This window comes from Erwinia sp. PPS120, assembly GCF_047918655.1.
Lineage (GTDB): Bacteria > Pseudomonadota > Gammaproteobacteria > Enterobacterales > Enterobacteriaceae > Erwinia > Erwinia tasmaniensis_A.
In genome coordinates this window covers 127,150-144,007 of sequence record NZ_JBLREF010000034.1, presented here as the reverse complement: position 1 = coordinate 144,007, position 16,858 = coordinate 127,150, and the positions used below count along the sequence as shown (strand labels likewise).

The following is a 16,858-nucleotide window of genomic DNA, read 5'->3' as shown; positions in this document are numbered from 1 at the left end:
TACCGGTACGTCGGCGACGACGGCTCCGGATAGCCCATCACCGGCACGGGCCGCAGAACCGGGCGTTCTTTCCACGTCAGGAACGCATCCGACGAATTGTCCGCGCTCGCGCCGTAAAACAGCCAGGTCTGCGGATGGTATTTACCGTTCAACTCTTCTGTGAATTTTTTAACATCTACTTTTATCTGATCCTGATAATCCTCCCACTCTTTTTCCGTATCCCCCAACAGTAAATCCTGCTCACACAGCCGCCACCAGTCCGCCTTGTTCAGATAAATTTCCTTATACGGATCGGCCACCGGCAGGGACTTGTTGGGGCTACTGCCCTCAATTCTCAGCCAGCCCGGACCATAAGCCCTGCCCGGCAGCAGCTGGAGCGGACCGGGGGACTGGGCCAGCACCGGCATCAGCTTTTCTGCGCTGTCCCCGATAATCATCCCCGTCACGCCGCGCTCGCCGGTTTTCATCCGCCGGTACGCCGCCGGCGACCCCACATCCGGCATCACGCCGTGCACTATCCCCAGAATATTTTCCCGACCGTTCATGTTTTCGGAGTAGTGACGGGCAACCAGCCCCCCCATCGAGTGGGTGACCAGTATCACCCTGTTCACCGCCAGACGGCCGTGATACTCACCCAGCACCCTGCGGATATAGGTTCCCAGCAGCGTCGCCGAGTCGGCATTAGATTGCAGCCAGTTGTAACCAAAAACGTGCAGCGGGTATAAAAACCGGTGGCCGTGCGCCGTTTCTTCTTCGGTCAGCACCTGTTCCGGCAGCTCGTCGCCTATCCTGACGCCGGTAAAACGCTGCCGCGCGGTTTGCAGCTGCGCCTCCCTGAAGTAATTATCCAGCAGGATATCGTCGTCGCTGAGCAGGTACTGCAGCCGGTCGAGCGCCTCCCCGTAGCTCTTGTAAAACGCGCTCCCCCATCCACGCGCCCGCCGCGAGGGGTATTTTTTACCGTCCGCCCCGTCGTTTAAAATCTCCCCGCCGTCGTCAACCGTCGTGGTCTTCGGATCAAGCAGAAACTTCCTTTTCTCCGGACCGGCAAGCGGCCATTTTATCAGCGAAGAAGCGCTGAACTGCCAGACTTTACTCTTCCCGTTTTTCAGGTTTGTTCCCATCACCCCCGGAATAAAAATCACCGGGATCACTTTGTCGGCCGGCTTGAGGCAGACCGCCACGTGATGTTTTTCTATCGGGTGGGGAATGACCTCGTAATGAAACCGCCCGTTGTCATCCCAGATGGGACGATGGTAAGAACGGTTTTCGCTTTTGTCGTCCATGCGTGGAGTTCCTGATATTTTCCGTCTGAAGCGGCATCATCTCATACCCCACCCGGGCAGGATTTAACTCAAATCACAAAAGACGTTTTACTGCCACTGTATTATAGATAAACCCCTGTCTCTGTAGTGTCCATACTTGTAATGATTCCAGTGGGTTCGGAGATTAGCCTTATCCATTATCAACATATCAGGATTTTGGGTAGCTCACCGGGACTATCACCGCCGGATCGATATTCTTTTTTATGCGCGTGAGCGCTGCATCGTATGGGCAGAGCGTACCCACCGCAGTAGTTTTACAGCCGGGGAACTGCCACTCGGTGATAAGCAGCGGATTGCTCTGGCTGAGCGGCGTGAGCTGGCGCAGCTGATCGAGGCTCTGGGCCTGAAAGGTCACCCGGATATAACGCTGCTGGTGACTATCGCGCCAGCGTTCAAAGACCAGACTGCCGCCGGGCGGAATATTGCCAGGCGGATACTCACCCTGCTGCCAGCTGAAATCAAGCAGCGTACGCAGATACGCCAGATTAATATCGCTTGCCACATACAGCAGCCAGCGAACGTCCGGTGGTGCATCGGGCTGCGGATGATTATCCAGCGCAGCGGCTATCTGTCCCATCAGTATCGAGCCGCCGCGACGGGCTGCATAAGACAGATCGTTACTGTAGTCGTATTTGGCGCTTAATAGTGGCAGGAGCCTGGCGACGCCGGCGGTGGTGCTTACCTGACCAAAAGCCACCTGCGCGGCAGGCAGATTTTCACTCCACGCCAGCCGAAGGGTTTCCGCCATGGCGCCCAGGCTGTCCAGGCCGGTAATACCTATGCGGCCGTTTGACCAGACGTGGAGCGACCAGGGGCGATCGAAATCTGGGCAGGTGCTTCCCGGATGACATAAGGCGCGTTTCAGGGCTGCGATCTGTGGCTCAAGGCGCTGCTGCGCGCGGCTAACGTCGCCTCCGATGGCCTTAAGGGCTTCCTGCTTCGCTATTTGCTTTTCTGCCGGGCTGGCATTGCCTTCGGGATACTGAAACAGAGGGTCCCTGCCGGACAGCGCATGGACGGGCACACCGCAGCCGGGGAAGGCTGCCGATGACAGCGCAGCGGCGGTAGCCTGCGTACGCTGTAGGGTACTGGCGCGGATATAAACCTCATCGTCAGACGGGCAGTCCGCCTTTAGCAGGCCAAGCTGGCGATAGCGCTGGCTTTCAAACTGGCCCTTAAGCCAGGCCCCGGTATAACCGTGCCCGGTTAACTCTCCGTCGGCTGTCTGCCATACGGGCCATGAACGCTGGGTAACGGTTTCAATCTGCTTGCGGTTACCTGGGGTAGGGGGGCGCACGCCGTGGCGGCTGACCTCAACCACTTTTTCCAGCTGGTATTGTGTGCTCTCCGCACAGGCATTAAGCGTAAACAGGGCGGGCAGAACAGCGCTGATAAGCGCTGACAGAACGGGCATTTTCACCAACATCGGATCCCTGTGCGTTGTCATCATTGGGGAAAGAGCAGACTGGCTCCAGTTTGCGAAACAATAGCCTGATCGCTGCACGAATGAAACCTTAAGACACCCAGGTGTAAGGCCTTAACACGTTGGAATTACGTGAGATGAGCGGAGCTAAGCCATTCAGCACTGGATCAGCGGAGGTTAAGGGAAAGATGATGCTGGCTAAGGTGGCAATTAAGGAGGGGGGGTTATGCTGGTGACGGGGGGCGCTGAGGAGCAGTAGTATCAGCATGCTTAAAAAAAGGCCCGCCGAAGCGGGCCAGTGCAAAACGCGGGAATTACAGGTTATTTGCGTTTGCAGACAGGTATTTAGCAACGCCGTCTGGTGACGCGCCCATACCTTCTTTACCTTTTTCCCACTGAGCCGGGCACACTTCACCGTGCTCTTCGTGGAACTGCAGCGCATCAACCATACGCAGCATTTCGTCAACGTTACGGCCCAGCGGCAGATCGTTAACAACCTGGTGGCGAACCACACCGGCTTTATCGATCAGGAATGAACCACGCAGCGCAACGCCCGCGTCCGGATGTTCAATACCAAACGCTTTCTGCACTTCGCGTTTGATATCAGCAACCATCGCGTATTTCACTTCGCCGATGCCGCCTTTATCAATTGGGGTTTTACGCCACGCGTTATGCACGAACTCGGAGTCAAAAGAGACGCCCACAACTTCCACGCCGCGCTTCTGGAACTCTTCGTAACGCTTGTCGAAGGCAATCAGTTCAGAAGGGCACACGAAAGTGAAGTCCATTGGCCAAAAGAACACCACGGTGGCTTTGCCGGCGGTATGTTTTTTAAAGTTGAAATTTTCAACGATTTCACCGTTGCCCAGCACGGCAGCTGCAGTAAAATCAGGGGCTTGACGAGTTACCAGGACCATATGTACTCCTGTAAAAAGTGAGTGAATTTACGTTAATTAGACGCAGTATAAAGGTGGCTTCCGCGCGTGAACCAGCGCAACAGGCCGATTAATGAGATAGGCTAAAGCTATCAAAAGGTGTTATTCCTTCAGGCAGTCCACCACAGTAGTCTATTTCTGCGAAAGGGCAATGCCTTTTCATTGTTCAGAGGGCTTTTTGCAGGGCAAGTTCCATCATTCGCGGATATAACTGCCAAAAAAAGTGGCTAAAGGTTTGATAGTTATCAGTGAAATCATAATAGGATGGCGCCAGCGCTGCCAGCCTGGGCCTGCTGCTGGCCATGCCGTTCAGCACTCTTTCAAGCCAGGCTGGATCGGCATATTTCTCCATCCAGCGCTCGCGCCACAGATAGCGATTAAGCTGCTGAAAGCGTTCTGGCGTCCCGGGCAGCTGAGGCGTAATTTCATCCTCAGCAAGGGTTAGAAATTCGCTAAGGCTTCTGTCGGGATGCAGCCTGTCCCAGTGAAGGGATAAGAAGTGATCCCAGATAACATCAAGCGTAATGGGTGACACCCGGCGCGTTTCATCGCGAAAAAACGCTTTTGCCGCACGAACCTCAGGTAAAGCGTCGGTCATGGCATCAATACGGCGGTGCAGCAATATGCCCTCAGCAACGGCATCCGGCCAGTCGTTACGCGGATTACCGCGAACATAGTCAGCCATAAGATTACCCAGCAGGGAGCTGTCAGCCAGCGTGGCGAGGTGGAGGTGGGCGAGATAGTTCATCCCGACAGTATACCGCCTTCGCCCCTGACGCTGTAGCGGCGTTTGCGGCGTTCGCTCACCCGAATCACTTACCTGAGTCAGCTCATCGGGATTCGCTTTCTTAAGTAAGCGCGTCGGGATCCACTCCCTGTTTAGAAATGGTCGATTTTCAGCTAGACTGTGCGCCCTGATTTCCCTGACAGTGAATGACCATGCGCGTTGCCGATTTTTCCTTTGAGTTGCCCGAGTCCCTGATTGCCCACTATCCGCAGGCCCAGCGTAGCGGATGTCGTTTGTTAACCCTTAACGGGGCTGACGGCGCGCTGACGCACGGGGTCTTCACCGATTTGCTGGATATGCTCAACCCCGGCGACCTGCTGGTGTTCAACAATACGCGGGTGATCCCCGCGCGCGTATTTGGCCGCAAGGCCAGCGGCGGCAAAATTGAAGTGCTGGTCGAGCGTATGCTCGACGACCATCGCGTACTGGCGCACGTTCGCTCCTCTAAGGCACCTAAGCCGGGTGCTGAACTTTTGCTGGGTGATGACGAAAGCGTGAAGGCTACGATGGTCGCGCGGCACGATACGCTTTTTGAGCTGCGTTTTGACGATGAGCGAGCGGTTCTGGATATCCTGAATGCCGTGGGGCATATGCCGCTGCCGCCCTATATTGATCGCCCGGATGAAGACGCGGACCGCGAGCTTTATCAGACCGTGTACAGTGAGCGTCCTGGCGCGGTAGCCGCGCCGACCGCCGGGTTGCATTTCGACCAGCCGCTGCTGGATGCGCTGCGCGAAAAAGGTATCGAAACCGCTTTTGTTACCCTGCACGTCGGCGCGGGTACCTTCCAGCCAGTGCGTGTAGAGAGCATTGAAGACCACATCATGCATGCCGAATATGCCGAGGTGCCACAGGAGGTGGTGGACGCGGTACTGGCCTGCAAGGCGCGCGGCAACCGCGTGGTCGCGGTAGGCACAACCTCCGTTCGTTCTCTGGAGAGTGCGGCGAAAGCGGCCCAGGGCCAGCTGATTGCACCCTTTTTCGATGACACAAAAATCTTTATCTACCCCGGCTACCATTACCAGGTGATTGATGCGCTGGTCACTAACTTCCATCTGCCTGAATCTACGCTGATTATGCTGGTCTCCGCCTTTGCCGGTTACCGCCATACCCTGCATGCCTATCAGCAGGCAGTCGCGGAGCAGTACCGTTTCTTCAGCTACGGCGACGCCATGTTTATTACCCAAAATCCGCAGGCCGCAGACGAACAGGTGGGCGGTTAACGCGCGAATTATCGGGGACGGCAGGGGTAAAAGAACCTGCCAGCCCCTCCTGCCGTCCCGTCCCGTGCGGCGTGGTTCACCAGAATCAGGCGCTAACTTGTATCGCAGCTGACAAGGTTGGTAGAATGCGCTCCTTTTTACTGATCATCAGACTGTATATCTGGTGGAGGCAATGTGAAGTTTGAATTAGATACTACCGATGGGCGCGCGCGCCGCGGCCGTCTGGTTTTCGATCGCGGCGTGGTTGAAACCCCCGCGTTTATGCCTGTGGGCACCTACGGCACGGTAAAAGGCATGACGCCGGAAGAAGTGCAGGATACCGGTGCGCAGATTATTCTCGGCAATACCTTCCATTTATGGCTGCGTCCTGGTCAGGAGATCATGAAGCTGCACGGCGATCTTCACGATTTTATGCAGTGGAAAGGCCCCATTCTTACCGACTCCGGCGGTTTTCAGGTGTTCAGCCTGGGCGACATCCGCAAAATTACCGAAGCAGGCGTGCATTTCCGTAACCCGATTAATGGCGATGCGATTTTCCTCGACCCGGAGAAATCAATGGAGATCCAGTTTGATCTCGGCTCCGACGTGGTGATGATTTTTGACGAATGTACCCCTTACCCTGCCGACTGGGATTACGCCAAACGCTCAATGGAGATGTCGCTGCGCTGGGCCCAGCGTAGCCGCGACCGCTTTGATTCTCTGGGTAATAAAAATGCGCTCTTTGGCATTATTCAGGGCGGGGTTTACGAAGATTTACGAGATGTCTCCGTAAAAGGGCTGGTGGAGATAGGCTTTGATGGTTACGCTGTGGGCGGCCTGGCGGTAGGTGAGCCAAAAGAGGATATGCACCGCATTCTGGAGCATGTCTGCCCGCAGATCCCCGAGGACAAACCCCGCTATCTGATGGGCGTAGGCAAGCCGGAAGATCTGGTTGAGGGCGTTCGACGTGGTGTCGATATGTTTGACTGCGTGATGCCGACCCGCAATGCCCGTAACGGGCATCTGTTTGTGACCAGCGGCGTGGTAAAAATCCGCAATGCGAAGTACAAAGATGACGTCTCTCCACTCGATGCAGAGTGTGATTGCTATACCTGTCGTCACTACAGCCGCGCCTATCTTCATCATCTCGATCGCTGCAACGAAATTCTGGGCGCGCGTCTGAATACGATCCATAACCTCCGCTACTATCAGCGCCTGATGGCGGGTTTGCGGCAGGCTATCGAAGAGGGTAAATTAGAGCGCTTCGTTACCGAATTCTATGAAATGACGGGTAAAGCGGTTCCACCGTTGAACGTCTGATAATTAAACTAAGAGGGAAATTAAATGAGTTTGTTCATATCTGACGCAGTGGCTGCCGCGGGCGCGCCGTCTCAGTCAAGTCCTTATTCACTGGTTATTATGCTGGTGGTGTTTGGCCTGATCTTCTTTTTCATGATCCTGCGTCCGCAGCAGAAACGTGCGAAGGAACATAAAAAGCTGATGGATTCTATCTCTAAAGGCGACGAAGTGCTGACCACCGGTGGCCTGGTAGGCCGCGTGACCAAAGTGGCTGATACGGGCTACGTGGCCATCGCGCTGAACGAGACTACGGAAGTTGTGGTTAAACGTGATTTCGTAGCTGCCGTCCTGCCGAAAGGTACGATGAAAGCGCTTTAATTTTTTTGTTTTCCCTAAGGGAACTGCCGTGTTAAACCGTTATCCTTTGTGGAAGTACATCATGCTGGTCGTCGTGCTTATCGTCGGCCTGCTGTATGCGCTTCCTAACCTTTATGGTGAGGATCCGGCTGTTCAGGTCACTGGTGCGCGCGGAAGCGCCGCCAGTGAGCAAACGCTGGTCCAGATCCAGAATGTACTAAAACAAGACAATATTCAGAGCAAATCCATCGCGCTGGAAAATGGCGCTATCCTGGCGCGTTTTGCCAACGGTGATGCCCAGCTGCGCGCGCGTGATGCGATGATCAAGGTACTGGGCGAAGACTATGTCGTTGCGCTCAACCTGGCGCCGGCGACGCCTGAATGGTTATCCCTGCTGGCTGCTGAGCCGATGAAGCTCGGTCTGGATCTGCGCGGCGGCGTGCACTTCCTGATGGAAGTTGATATGGATACCGCCCTGGGCAAGCTCCAGGAGCAAAATATTGATAACCTCCGCAGCGACCTTCGCGATAAAAACATTCCCTACACCAACGTGCGCAAAACGGACAACTACGGTCTGGAAATTCGCTTCCGCGATGCTGCGGCACGTGATGATGCCGTCAGCTATCTCTCTGGCCGTCATCGCGATCTGGTGATCAACAGCAGCGGCAGCAATGCGCTGCGCGCGGTGATGACCGACGACCGTCTGCGTGAGGCTCGCGAATACGCCGTACAGCAAAACATCACTATCCTGCGTAACCGCGTTAACCAGCTAGGCGTGGCCGAACCGCTGGTGCAGCGTCAGGGCTCCGATCGTATTGTGGTCGAGCTGCCGGGTATTCAGGATACGGCGCGGGCGAAAGAGATTCTGGGCGCGACAGCGACGCTGGAATTCCGCCTGGTGAACACCTCTGTTGACCCTACCGCCGCCGCGAATGGCCGCGTACCGGGTGATTCTGAAGTCAAAAAAACCCGTGAAGGCGAGCCGGTAACGCTCTACAAACGCGTGATCCTGACCGGCGATCATATTACCGATTCCACGTCCAGCCAGGATGAGTACAACCAGGCGCAGGTGAACATTTCACTGGATAGCGCGGGCGGTAACATCATGTCCAACTTCACCAAGGACAATATCGGTAAGCCGATGGCAACGCTGTTTGTTGAGTATAAAGACAGCGGTAAGAAAGATGCCAATGGCCGGGCGATTCTGGCGAAGCAGGAAGAGGTCATTAACGTGGCAAATATCCAGTCCCGACTGGGTAACAGCTTCCGTATTACCGGTATCAGTAATCCTAACGAAGCCCGTCAGCTCTCGCTGCTGCTGCGTGCGGGTGCGCTGATTGCGCCTATTCAGATTGTTGAAGAGCGGACTATCGGTCCGACTATGGGGCAACAGAACATTACTCAGGGTCTGGAAGCCTGCCTGTGGGGCCTGATCGCTTCTATCGTCTTTATGGTGGTTTACTACCGTAAATTCGGGGTGATTGCTACCACTGCGCTGGTCGCTAACCTGGTGCTGATCGTGGGGATTATGTCCCTGCTGCCGGGCGCTACCCTTACGATGCCGGGCATTGCCGGGATCGTACTGACGCTGGCGGTTGCGGTGGATGCAAACGTACTGATCAATGAGCGTATTAAGGAAGAGCTGAAGAATGGCCGCTCCGTTCAGCAGGCGATTCATGAAGGCTACAGCGGTGCGTTCTCCAGTATTATCGACGCCAACGTAACGACGCTGATCACCGCGATTATCCTGTATGCGGTTGGTACGGGTTCGATTAAAGGCTTTGCTATCACCACGGCAATTGGTGTGGTGACGTCTATGTTTACCGCCATTGTCGGTACCCGCGCCATCGTCAACCTGTTGTACGGCGGCAAACGCATCAACAAGCTGTCTATCTGAGGAGTGCGTTGTGGCACAGGACTATAGCGTTGAACAACTGAACTATGGCCGTAAAGTCTATGACTTTATGCGCTGGGATAAACTGGCCTTTACCCTTTCCGGCCTGCTGCTGATCGCCTCTTTTGCAATAATGGGCGTGAAAGGGTTTAACTGGGGTCTGGATTTCACCGGTGGTACGGTGATTGAAATTACCCTTGAGAAACCAGCCGATCTCGACAGCCTGCGCGGTGCGCTTGAGAAATCTGGCTTTGTGGACCCACAGATCCAGAACTTCGGCAGCAGCCGTGACGTTCTGGTTCGTCTCTCGCCTCATGAGGGCAACGCGGGCCAGGAGCTGGGTAATAAGGTGGTGACCACCATTAATCAGGCCAGCCAGCAGCAGGCTACCGTGAAGCGTATTGAATTCGTTGGTCCCAGCGTGGGCAGCGATCTGGCGCAGACCGGCGGAATGGCGCTGCTGGTGGCGCTGATTGCCATCCTTATTTACGTCGGGTTTCGCTTCGAATGGCGACTGGCGTTAGGAGCCGTACTGGCGCTGGCGCACGACGTGATCATTACCATGGGCGTTCTGTCTCTGTTCCATATTGAGATAGATTTGACCATTATCGCGTCGCTGATGTCGGTTATTGGCTACTCGCTGAACGACAGTATCGTGGTATCGGATCGTATTCGTGAAAACTTCCGCAAAATTCGTCGCGGTACGCCTTACGAAATCTTCAACGTCTCGCTAACGCAGACGCTGAGCCGTACCATCATGACCTCTGCGACCACGCTGATGGTGGTGCTGATGCTGTTTATCTTTGGCGGTGCGCTGCTGGAAGGCTTCTCATTGACCATGCTGATTGGCGTCTCTATCGGGACTATCTCTTCAATCTACGTTGCGTCGGCCCTGGCGCTGAAGCTGGGAATGAAGCGTGAGCATATGCTGCAGCAGAAGGTGGAGAAAGAGGGTGCCGATCAGCCTTCAATCATGCCGTAAGCGGGAGACGTGCCGTTCTCAATTCTGAGCGGCAGTTGAAAAAATCAACCTCCGCTAAGGTGAGGTTGACTGACCGTAAAAAGCGCCGCTAATGCGGCGCTTTTTATTTGGCTGATGTGGAAGGCTACCTGGAATTATTTGGCGGGTGTTGCCGGCTGTTCGGACGGAGCCAGCTGGATATCATGAATACGTACGTAGCCTAACTGCTCGGGTGGCACATTTTTCAGGCTTAGCGAAACGGCTGCATCACGTCCTGGCAACAGCGCGTCCGTCAGGTGCAGGGTCTGACTCTGACTACTGGCCTCCAGGGGTTTACCCGTTGCGCTATCTGCTTCACCCCATTCAACCTGCGCGCTTAACGCCGGAAGCGGCTTGTCTGACACCGCATGGATATGCAACATCACCCGCGTGCCGTCGGCATCGCTTTGCAGCGAGCCGAGCGACAGTCGCAAATCGCCCGCCTGACTCTGCAACACCACCGCCGTGTGGGTGGCTGGCAGTAGCCAGGCTCCCTGGGCGGCACCGCCGTTGAGGCTATTTTGCTGCTCCAACAGCGAGGCCTGCGCGGTAAGCTGCTGCATCTGATTGTTCAGCTTACCCACCTCATGGTGCAAAATGTTCAACTGTGGCTGCTGTGTGGGGTTGACACAGCCGGCTAACAGCAGGGCTGCTGTCACCAGCAGAGGGGCTTTTACTCTGTCCTTTACCATTCTGTTCCGGGCTCCTTGCAGCCAGCTTACTCAGGGATACGCAGCGTCTGTCCAGGATAAATCTTGTCCGGATGTGAGAGCATCGGCTTATTGGCTTCAAAGATTTTGTTGTACTTGTTCGCGTCGCCGTAAACCTGTTTAGAGATGGCGCTCAGGGTATCCCCTGACTTAACGGTATAAAATTTTGCCTCTGTGGCAGGTTCGGCCACTTTTACGTTGTCATCAACCGCAGTAATGCCCGCTACGTTACCTGCCGCAACGAGGATTTTCTCTTTGAGTTCCTGAGAAATAGCGTCGCCGCTGATGCTGGCTTTACCGTCATTCACCTTGACGTCGACCTTATCACTGCCCGGCAGGCCCAGCTTATTGATATAGTCGTGCAGCTTTTTACTTTGATCCTCACCGGTGCCCGAAACGGAATCCCACAGTTTTTCACCCGCTTCTTTTACAAAGTTAAACAGTCCCATATATCCTCCGGTTATTTGTTGCTCACTGAATGATTTATTTCACATCTGGGAATAATTATAGCGGGAAAAACGGCGGCTGCTTTCAGGGGAGCTCTGAAAGAGGCCTGAAGGCTAAGGGATAATCAGGGTCAAAAGGCAGGTACGTTATTTTGTTCACTTTGACTTCGCGCTACACTGTGACTCTCATTCCAGACTATCAGGAAGCATCATGCACTGCCCGTTCTGTTCTGCTGTGGATACCAAAGTGATCGACTCCCGCCTGGTGGGGGAGGGAACCTCAGTGCGTCGACGTCGTCAATGCCTGGTGTGTCATGAGCGGTTTACCACTTTTGAGGTAGCCGAGCTGGTAATGCCGCGGGTGGTGAAAAGCAATGATATCCGCGAGCCGTTTAATGAAGATAAGCTCAGCAGCGGTATCATGAAAGCGCTGGAGAAACGCCCGGTCAATTCCGACGACGTGGAAAACGCCGTTAGCCATATTAAGAGCCAGCTGCGTTCGACCGGTGAGCGCGAGGTGCCCAGTAAAATGATCGGTAACCTGGTCATGGACGAACTGAAGAAGCTGGATAAAGTGGCCTACATTCGCTTTGCCTCGGTTTATCGCAGCTTTGAGGACATCCGTGAATTTGGCGAAGAGATTGCCCGCCTACAGGACTAACTAATGTGCGATGAGATCTATATGGCGCGTGCCCTGGAGCTGGCCCGCCGGGGATGTTTCACCACGACGCCCAATCCTAACGTTGGCTGCGTTATCGTGCACACCGGGCAGGTGGTAGGAGAAGGTTATCACTACCGTGCGGGTGAGCCGCACGCCGAAGTTCACGCGTTACGCATGGCGGGTGAAAAAGCGCGCGGGGCGACGGCTTACGTCACCCTTGAACCCTGCAGTCATCACGGACGAACGCCGCCCTGCTGCGATACGCTGATTGCCGCAGGTGTCAGCCGCGTGGTAGTGGCGATGCAGGACCCTAACCCGGAAGTGGCGGGGCGCGGACTTTACAGGCTTAAGCAGGCAGGCATTGCGGTCAGTCACGGGCTGATGATGCAGGAAGCGGAAGCGCTAAACCGCGGATTTCTGAAACGGATGCGTACCGGCTTCCCGTGGGTGCAGCTTAAAATGGGCGCGTCAGTGGATGGCAGGACGGCGATGGCGAATGGTGAAAGCCAGTGGATTACTTCCCCGGAAGCCCGCCGTGATGTGCAGCGGCTGCGCGCGCAGAGCTCCGCTATTCTCAGCAGCAGTGCGACTGTGCTGGCGGATAACCCCTCGCTGAATGTACGCTGGGACGAACTGTCCGGCGACAGTCAGGCGCTGTTCCCGGAAACGGACCTGCGGCAGCCGATACGCGTGATCGTCGACAGCCAGAATCGCGTCACGCCCGCACACCGCCTGATCGGCCAGCCCGGCGCCACCTGGCTGGTGCGTGAGCAGGCTGATACGCGAAGCTGGCCCGCAAACGTAGAGCAATTTACCCTGCCGCTGCATCGTAACCAGACGGATTTAGTGTCGTTGATGCTGCTGTTGGGCCGTCGTCAAATCAACAGCGTCTGGGTGGAAGCGGGTGCGGGCCTTGCCGGCGCGCTGCTTGGCGCGGGCGTGGTCGATGAACTTATTATTTATCTTGCGCCCAGGCTGCTGGGCGATGCCGCCCGCGGTCTGTGCCATTTACCCGGCATCGCACATCTTGCTGAAGCGCCAGCGTTCTCATTCAGCGATATTCGTCAGGTCGGGCCTGATTTACGTCTTACGCTCACTCCGACTGCATCTTAATCAGCATTATTGATGATGTGACCCGGCGTCTGCGCGAAAGCGGAAGCAGACTGGTAAAGAGTGTGATAGAATCCGCCCCCCTGCGGGGCCTCAACAGAACCCTTAAAGGAAGATTATGAACGTAATTGAAGCTGCTGTTGCTACTCCTGACGCGCGCGTGGCGATTGTTATCGCGCGTTTCAACAACTTTATCAACGACAGCCTGCTAAGCGGTGCCCTCGATGCGCTGAAGCGCATTGGCCAGGTCAAAGATGAAAACATCACCGTGGTCTGGGTGCCAGGCGCCTATGAAATGCCAATGACCGCGCGCGCGCTGGCGAATGCCGGCAAGCATGATGCCGTGGTCGCCCTGGGAACGGTTATTCGCGGTGGCACTGCCCACTTTGAATACGTTGCGGGTGAAGCCAGTTCTGGCCTGGCCAGTGTGGCAATGAACAGTGATATTCCGGTTGCTTTCGGCGTGCTGACGACTGAAAACATTGAGCAGGCCATTGAACGCGCCGGAACAAAAGCGGGTAACAAAGGGGCGGAAGCTGCCCTGACCGCACTTGAAATGATTAACGTATTGAAAGCCATCAAAGCCTGATTTTAAGGGGAATTTCGTGAAACCTGCTGCTCGTCGCCGCGCCCGTGAATGTGCTGTCCAGGCGCTTTACTCCTGGCAGTTGTCTAAGAACGACATCTCTGATGTCGAATACCAGTTTCTGGCGGAGCAAGACGTCAAGGACGTCGATATCAGCTATTTCCGCGAGCTGCTGAGCGGGGTTGCGACCAACAGCGCGTATCTCGATGGCCTGATGAAGCCCTGGCTGTCTCGTCAGCTTGAAGAGCTGGGTCAGGTTGAAAAAGCGATTTTGCGGATCTCATTATATGAGCTGAGCAAACGCGCCGACGTTCCCTACAAGGTGGCCATCAACGAGGGGATCGAGCTGGCGAAAATATTTGGCGCCGAAGACAGCCACAAATTTGTCAACGGCGTGCTGGACAAAGCCGCTCCCACTATCCGCCCCAATAAGAAGTAATCCTCCCAGGCCGGTTTACCGGCCTTCTTCTTTTTTAACCCCGGAACGCAGCGTATGGCATGTGGCGAATTCGAACTTATCACCGCTTATTTTGATCGTGTGACCAGCTCCCGTCGCGATGTGGAAAAAGGCATTGGCGACGACTGCGCATTACTGACCCTCCCCGAAAAGCAAACCCTGGCTATCAGCACCGATACGCTGGTGGAAGGCGTGCATTTTCTTCGTGATATCCATCCTGCCGATCTGGGCTATAAGGCCCTGGCGGTTAATCTGAGCGATCTGGCTGCCATGGGGGCTGACCCTGCCTGGCTGACGCTGGCGCTGACGCTGCCGGAAGTCAATGAACCCTGGCTTAAATCTTTCAGCGATAGCCTGTTTGAGCTGCTGGACTACTACAATATGCAGCTCATCGGCGGCGATACCACGCGCGGGCCGCTGAGCCTGACGCTGGGCATTCACGGCCTGGTGCCGCAGGGCAGGGCGCTGAAACGGTCGGGTGCGCGCCCCGGCGACTGGATTTTTGTCACCGGTACGCTGGGCGACAGCGCCGCGGGTCTGGCGCTGCTCCAGCACCGGGTGAAGATTGGCGACCCGGTCGCCCATGAGGCGCTGATCAAGCGTCATCTGCGCCCAATGCCGCGTATCCTGCAGGGGCAGGCGCTGCGTAATCTTGCCAGCGCGGCCATCGATCTCTCTGACGGCCTGATCTCTGACCTGCAGCACATTCTGAAAGCCAGCGGCTGCGGCGCCCGGCTCAATCTGGATGCGCTACCGCTGTCGGAGGTGATGAAGCAGAATATTGACCCTGAGCAGGCACTGTGCTGGGCGCTGGGCGGTGGAGAGGATTATGAACTCTGCTTTACCGTGCCTGAAATTAATCGCGGTGCGCTGGATGTCGCCCTCAGTCATTATGGCGTTCCCATAACCTGCATCGGACAGATTGCGCCGGTTTCCGAAGGGCTGGTCCTGCTGCAAAACGACAGACTGGTGGAGAGTCACTGGAAAGGATTTGACCATTTTGATCGCAGATAACTATGCGGCTAAAGGCCGTTTGAAAATGAGTAATCCCTGGCATCTGCTGGCGACGGGTTTTGGCAGTGGGCTTAGCCCCTGGGTACCCGGCACGGTTGGCTCAGTTGCCGCGCTGCCCTTCTGGTATCTGATGAGCTTTTTACCGCCGGATATCTACTCGCTGGTGGTGATGTTCGGTATCTGTATTGGCGTTTATCTCTGCCACCGTACGGCAAAAGATATGGGCGTGCACGATCACGGCAGCATCGTCTGGGATGAGTTTATTGGTATGTGGATAACGCTGATGGCCATTCCGGTGAACAGCTGGCAGTGGGTGCTGGCAGGATTCATTATCTTCCGCATTCTGGATATGTGGAAGCCCTGGCCGATACGCTGGTTTGACCGCAACGTGCAGGGCGGGATGGGCATTATGGTGGATGATATTGTCGCCGGGATTATTTCGGCGGGGATCCTGTACTATGCCGGGCATTATCTGGCGCTGTAGCCGTTAAGGTGAGCCGCCATACAAACCCGATCACACGACCGATCCGCTGTCTGACCCCAGACCGCGTAAGAATAAAAATGCCTGCCGTTAGCTAACGGCAGGCATTTTTATCTAATAAGCGGCAGGCTTATTCGTCCACATTTTCAGCCCGGCCCTGGGGTTATTCAAAGCCTACCAGGTTATGCGGCTGATACGCACTCTCCAGCTCTGCGATATCGGAAGGCGTTAGCTCAACGTCAACGGCCTGAACCAGATCGCTTAACTGTTCAGCCCGCGATGCGCCAATAATGGGCGCGGTAACGGCGGGCTTAGCCAGCATCCATGCCAGCGCGATCTGCGCACGGCTAACGCCTTTATCTTCGGCAAGCGCGGCGACGCGCTGTGCAATCGCGCCGTCGTTCTCTTCGGTTTTATCATACAGGGTACTGCCATATTCATCCGATACCGAACGCGCGGTGGTTTCGCCCCAGGGGCGGGTCAGGCGACCTCGTGCCAGTGGGCTCCACGGCAGGACAGCAATACCTTCTGCCTGACAGAGCGGATGCATTTCGCGTTCTTCCTCACGCTGAATCAGATTGTACTGGTCCTGCATGCTGACAAAGCGCGTCCAGCCGTGAAGGTCAGCCGTGTACAGCGCTTTGGCAAACTGCCATGCATACATGGATGACGCGCCGATATAGCGAGCCTTACCCGACTTCACGACGTCGTGCAGCGCTTCCAGCGTCTCTTCCAGCGGCGTATCGTAGTCCCAGCGGTGGATTTGCAGCAGGTCAACGTGATCCATGCCAAGGCGGCCCAGGCTGTCATCAATGGATTGCAGGATATTTTTGCGTGACAGGCCGCCAGAGAGGTTGCTCATCGGGAAGTAGACCTTAGTGGCGACCACGATGTCGTCACGGCGGGCGTACTCTTTCAGCGCGCGGCCCACTATCTCCTCACTGCTGCCGTCGGAATAGCTGTTCGCGGTATCGAAAAAGTTGATCCCCGCGTCCAGCGCCTGCCTGATCAGCGGCCTGCTGCTCTCTTCTGGCAGCGTCCAGGCGTGGCGGCCACGATCAGGCTCACCATAGGTCATGCAGCCCAGGCAGAGGCGGGAAACGGTTAAGTCGGTGTTGCCTAATTGAATAGTCTTCATGCGTGCTCCTGCATAGCGGAAAGGGCGGATAGC

General features: G+C 55.8%; 18 protein-coding genes. 11 read left to right on the top strand and 7 right to left on the bottom strand.

Features of this window, described 5'->3' with window-relative positions; all coding sequences use genetic code 11:
• From ACLRGG_RS16545 to ACLRGG_RS16530, 4 genes are all read right to left on the bottom strand, one after another.
• Positions 1-1,286: esterase/lipase family protein (locus ACLRGG_RS16545; RefSeq protein ID WP_416250795.1), on the bottom strand; the 1,286-nt coding region annotated here is incomplete at its 3' end.
• A gap of 187 nt (positions 1,287-1,473) precedes the next feature.
• Positions 1,474-2,751, bottom strand: coding sequence for a histidine-type phosphatase (locus ACLRGG_RS16540; RefSeq protein ID WP_416250794.1), 1,278 nt, complete (start codon positions 2,749-2,751; stop codon positions 1,474-1,476).
• Between the two features lie 311 nt (positions 2,752-3,062).
• A complete protein-coding gene (locus tag ACLRGG_RS16535; protein WP_067705193.1) occupies positions 3,063-3,665 on the bottom strand; it encodes a peroxiredoxin C in 603 nt (200 codons plus the stop codon).
• 184 nt (positions 3,666-3,849) lie between these two features.
• Positions 3,850-4,431 carry an ACP phosphodiesterase gene (locus ACLRGG_RS16530; RefSeq protein ID WP_416250793.1) on the bottom strand — a complete coding sequence of 194 codons (582 nt, stop codon included), beginning with the start codon at positions 4,429-4,431 and terminating at the stop codon, positions 3,850-3,852.
• Positions 4,432-4,622: 191 nt separating this feature from the next.
• Between ACLRGG_RS16530 and queA the strand changes: the two genes are divergently transcribed.
• From queA to secF, 5 genes are all read left to right on the top strand, one after another.
• Positions 4,623-5,693 (top strand): tRNA preQ1(34) S-adenosylmethionine ribosyltransferase-isomerase QueA, encoded by a 1,071-nt coding sequence (queA, locus tag ACLRGG_RS16525; protein WP_416250792.1) that lies wholly within the window; start codon positions 4,623-4,625, stop codon positions 5,691-5,693.
• 174 nt (positions 5,694-5,867) lie between these two features.
• A complete protein-coding gene (tgt, locus tag ACLRGG_RS16520; protein WP_416250791.1) occupies positions 5,868-6,992 on the top strand; it encodes a tRNA guanosine(34) transglycosylase Tgt in 1,125 nt (374 codons plus the stop codon).
• A gap of 24 nt (positions 6,993-7,016) precedes the next feature.
• A complete protein-coding gene (gene yajC, locus ACLRGG_RS16515; RefSeq protein ID WP_067705199.1) occupies positions 7,017-7,349 on the top strand; it encodes a preprotein translocase subunit YajC in 333 nt (110 codons plus the stop codon).
• A gap of 28 nt (positions 7,350-7,377) precedes the next feature.
• A complete protein-coding gene (gene secD / locus ACLRGG_RS16510; RefSeq protein WP_073980989.1) occupies positions 7,378-9,225 on the top strand; it encodes a protein translocase subunit SecD in 1,848 nt (615 codons plus the stop codon).
• Positions 9,226-9,235: 10 nt separating this feature from the next.
• Entirely contained in the window at positions 9,236-10,204 is a 969-nt protein-coding gene (gene secF / locus ACLRGG_RS16505) for a protein translocase subunit SecF (RefSeq protein WP_067705203.1), read from the top strand.
• 134 nt (positions 10,205-10,338) lie between these two features.
• Here the strand turns inward: secF and ACLRGG_RS16500 are convergent, their stop codons facing one another.
• Positions 10,339-10,914 (bottom strand): DUF3251 domain-containing protein, encoded by a 576-nt coding sequence (locus ACLRGG_RS16500; RefSeq protein WP_416250790.1) that lies wholly within the window; start codon positions 10,912-10,914, stop codon positions 10,339-10,341.
• A gap of 26 nt (positions 10,915-10,940) precedes the next feature.
• Positions 10,941-11,381 (bottom strand): peptidoglycan-binding protein LysM, encoded by a 441-nt coding sequence (gene lysM, locus ACLRGG_RS16495; protein WP_345830927.1) that lies wholly within the window; start codon positions 11,379-11,381, stop codon positions 10,941-10,943.
• A gap of 208 nt (positions 11,382-11,589) precedes the next feature.
• On the opposite strand from lysM, the gene nrdR reads away from it, so the two are divergent.
• The 6 genes from nrdR (at position 11,590) to pgpA (ending at position 15,690) form a co-directional block, all read left to right on the top strand.
• Positions 11,590-12,039, top strand: coding sequence for a transcriptional regulator NrdR (gene nrdR, locus ACLRGG_RS16490; protein WP_067705210.1), 450 nt, complete (start codon positions 11,590-11,592; stop codon positions 12,037-12,039).
• A 3-nt stretch (positions 12,040-12,042) separates the two neighbouring features.
• Positions 12,043-13,152: a bifunctional diaminohydroxyphosphoribosylaminopyrimidine deaminase/5-amino-6-(5-phosphoribosylamino)uracil reductase RibD gene (gene ribD / locus ACLRGG_RS16485; protein WP_416250789.1), complete on the top strand. Its 1,110-nt coding sequence runs from the start codon at positions 12,043-12,045 to the stop codon at positions 13,150-13,152.
• A gap of 115 nt (positions 13,153-13,267) precedes the next feature.
• On the top strand, positions 13,268-13,738 hold the full coding sequence (ribH, locus tag ACLRGG_RS16480) for a 6,7-dimethyl-8-ribityllumazine synthase (protein ID WP_067705215.1): 471 nt from the start codon (positions 13,268-13,270) through the stop codon (positions 13,736-13,738).
• Between the two features lie 16 nt (positions 13,739-13,754).
• On the top strand, positions 13,755-14,174 hold the full coding sequence (nusB, locus tag ACLRGG_RS16475) for a transcription antitermination factor NusB (protein WP_416250788.1): 420 nt from the start codon (positions 13,755-13,757) through the stop codon (positions 14,172-14,174).
• A gap of 54 nt (positions 14,175-14,228) precedes the next feature.
• Positions 14,229-15,206, top strand: a complete 978-nt coding sequence (thiL, locus tag ACLRGG_RS16470; RefSeq protein WP_416250787.1) for a thiamine-phosphate kinase — start codon at positions 14,229-14,231, stop codon at positions 15,204-15,206.
• Complete coding sequence (pgpA, locus tag ACLRGG_RS16465) at positions 15,184-15,690, top strand: phosphatidylglycerophosphatase A (protein WP_416250786.1); 507 nt, start codon at positions 15,184-15,186, stop codon at positions 15,688-15,690. The genes thiL and pgpA overlap by 23 nt, the downstream gene beginning before the upstream one ends.
• 160 nt (positions 15,691-15,850) lie before the next feature.
• Here the strand turns inward: pgpA and ACLRGG_RS16460 are convergent, their stop codons facing one another.
• A complete protein-coding gene (locus ACLRGG_RS16460; RefSeq protein WP_416250785.1) occupies positions 15,851-16,825 on the bottom strand; it encodes an aldo/keto reductase in 975 nt (324 codons plus the stop codon).
• Positions 16,826-16,858 lie beyond the last annotated feature (33 nt).

Coding starts and splice junctions, on each gene's coding strand:
- ACLRGG_RS16540 (WP_416250794.1), bottom strand. CDS start 2,751: ATGTTGGTGAAAATGCCCGTTCTGTCAGCGCTTATCAGCGCTGTTCTG.
- ACLRGG_RS16535 (WP_067705193.1), bottom strand. CDS start 3,665: ATGGTCCTGGTAACTCGTCAAGCCCCTGATTTTACTGCAGCTGCCGTG.
- ACLRGG_RS16530 (WP_416250793.1), bottom strand. CDS start 4,431: ATGAACTATCTCGCCCACCTCCACCTCGCCACGCTGGCTGACAGCTCC.
- queA (WP_416250792.1), top strand. CDS start 4,623: ATGCGCGTTGCCGATTTTTCCTTTGAGTTGCCCGAGTCCCTGATTGCC.
- yajC (WP_067705199.1), top strand. CDS start 7,017: ATGAGTTTGTTCATATCTGACGCAGTGGCTGCCGCGGGCGCGCCGTCT.
- ACLRGG_RS16500 (WP_416250790.1), bottom strand. CDS start 10,914: ATGGTAAAGGACAGAGTAAAAGCCCCTCTGCTGGTGACAGCAGCCCTG.
- lysM (WP_345830927.1), bottom strand. CDS start 11,381: ATGGGACTGTTTAACTTTGTAAAAGAAGCGGGTGAAAAACTGTGGGAT.
- nrdR (WP_067705210.1), top strand. CDS start 11,590: ATGCACTGCCCGTTCTGTTCTGCTGTGGATACCAAAGTGATCGACTCC.
- ribD (WP_416250789.1), top strand. CDS start 12,043: ATGTGCGATGAGATCTATATGGCGCGTGCCCTGGAGCTGGCCCGCCGG.
- ribH (WP_067705215.1), top strand. CDS start 13,268: ATGAACGTAATTGAAGCTGCTGTTGCTACTCCTGACGCGCGCGTGGCG.
- thiL (WP_416250787.1), top strand. CDS start 14,229: ATGGCATGTGGCGAATTCGAACTTATCACCGCTTATTTTGATCGTGTG.
- ACLRGG_RS16460 (WP_416250785.1), bottom strand. CDS start 16,825: ATGAAGACTATTCAATTAGGCAACACCGACTTAACCGTTTCCCGCCTC.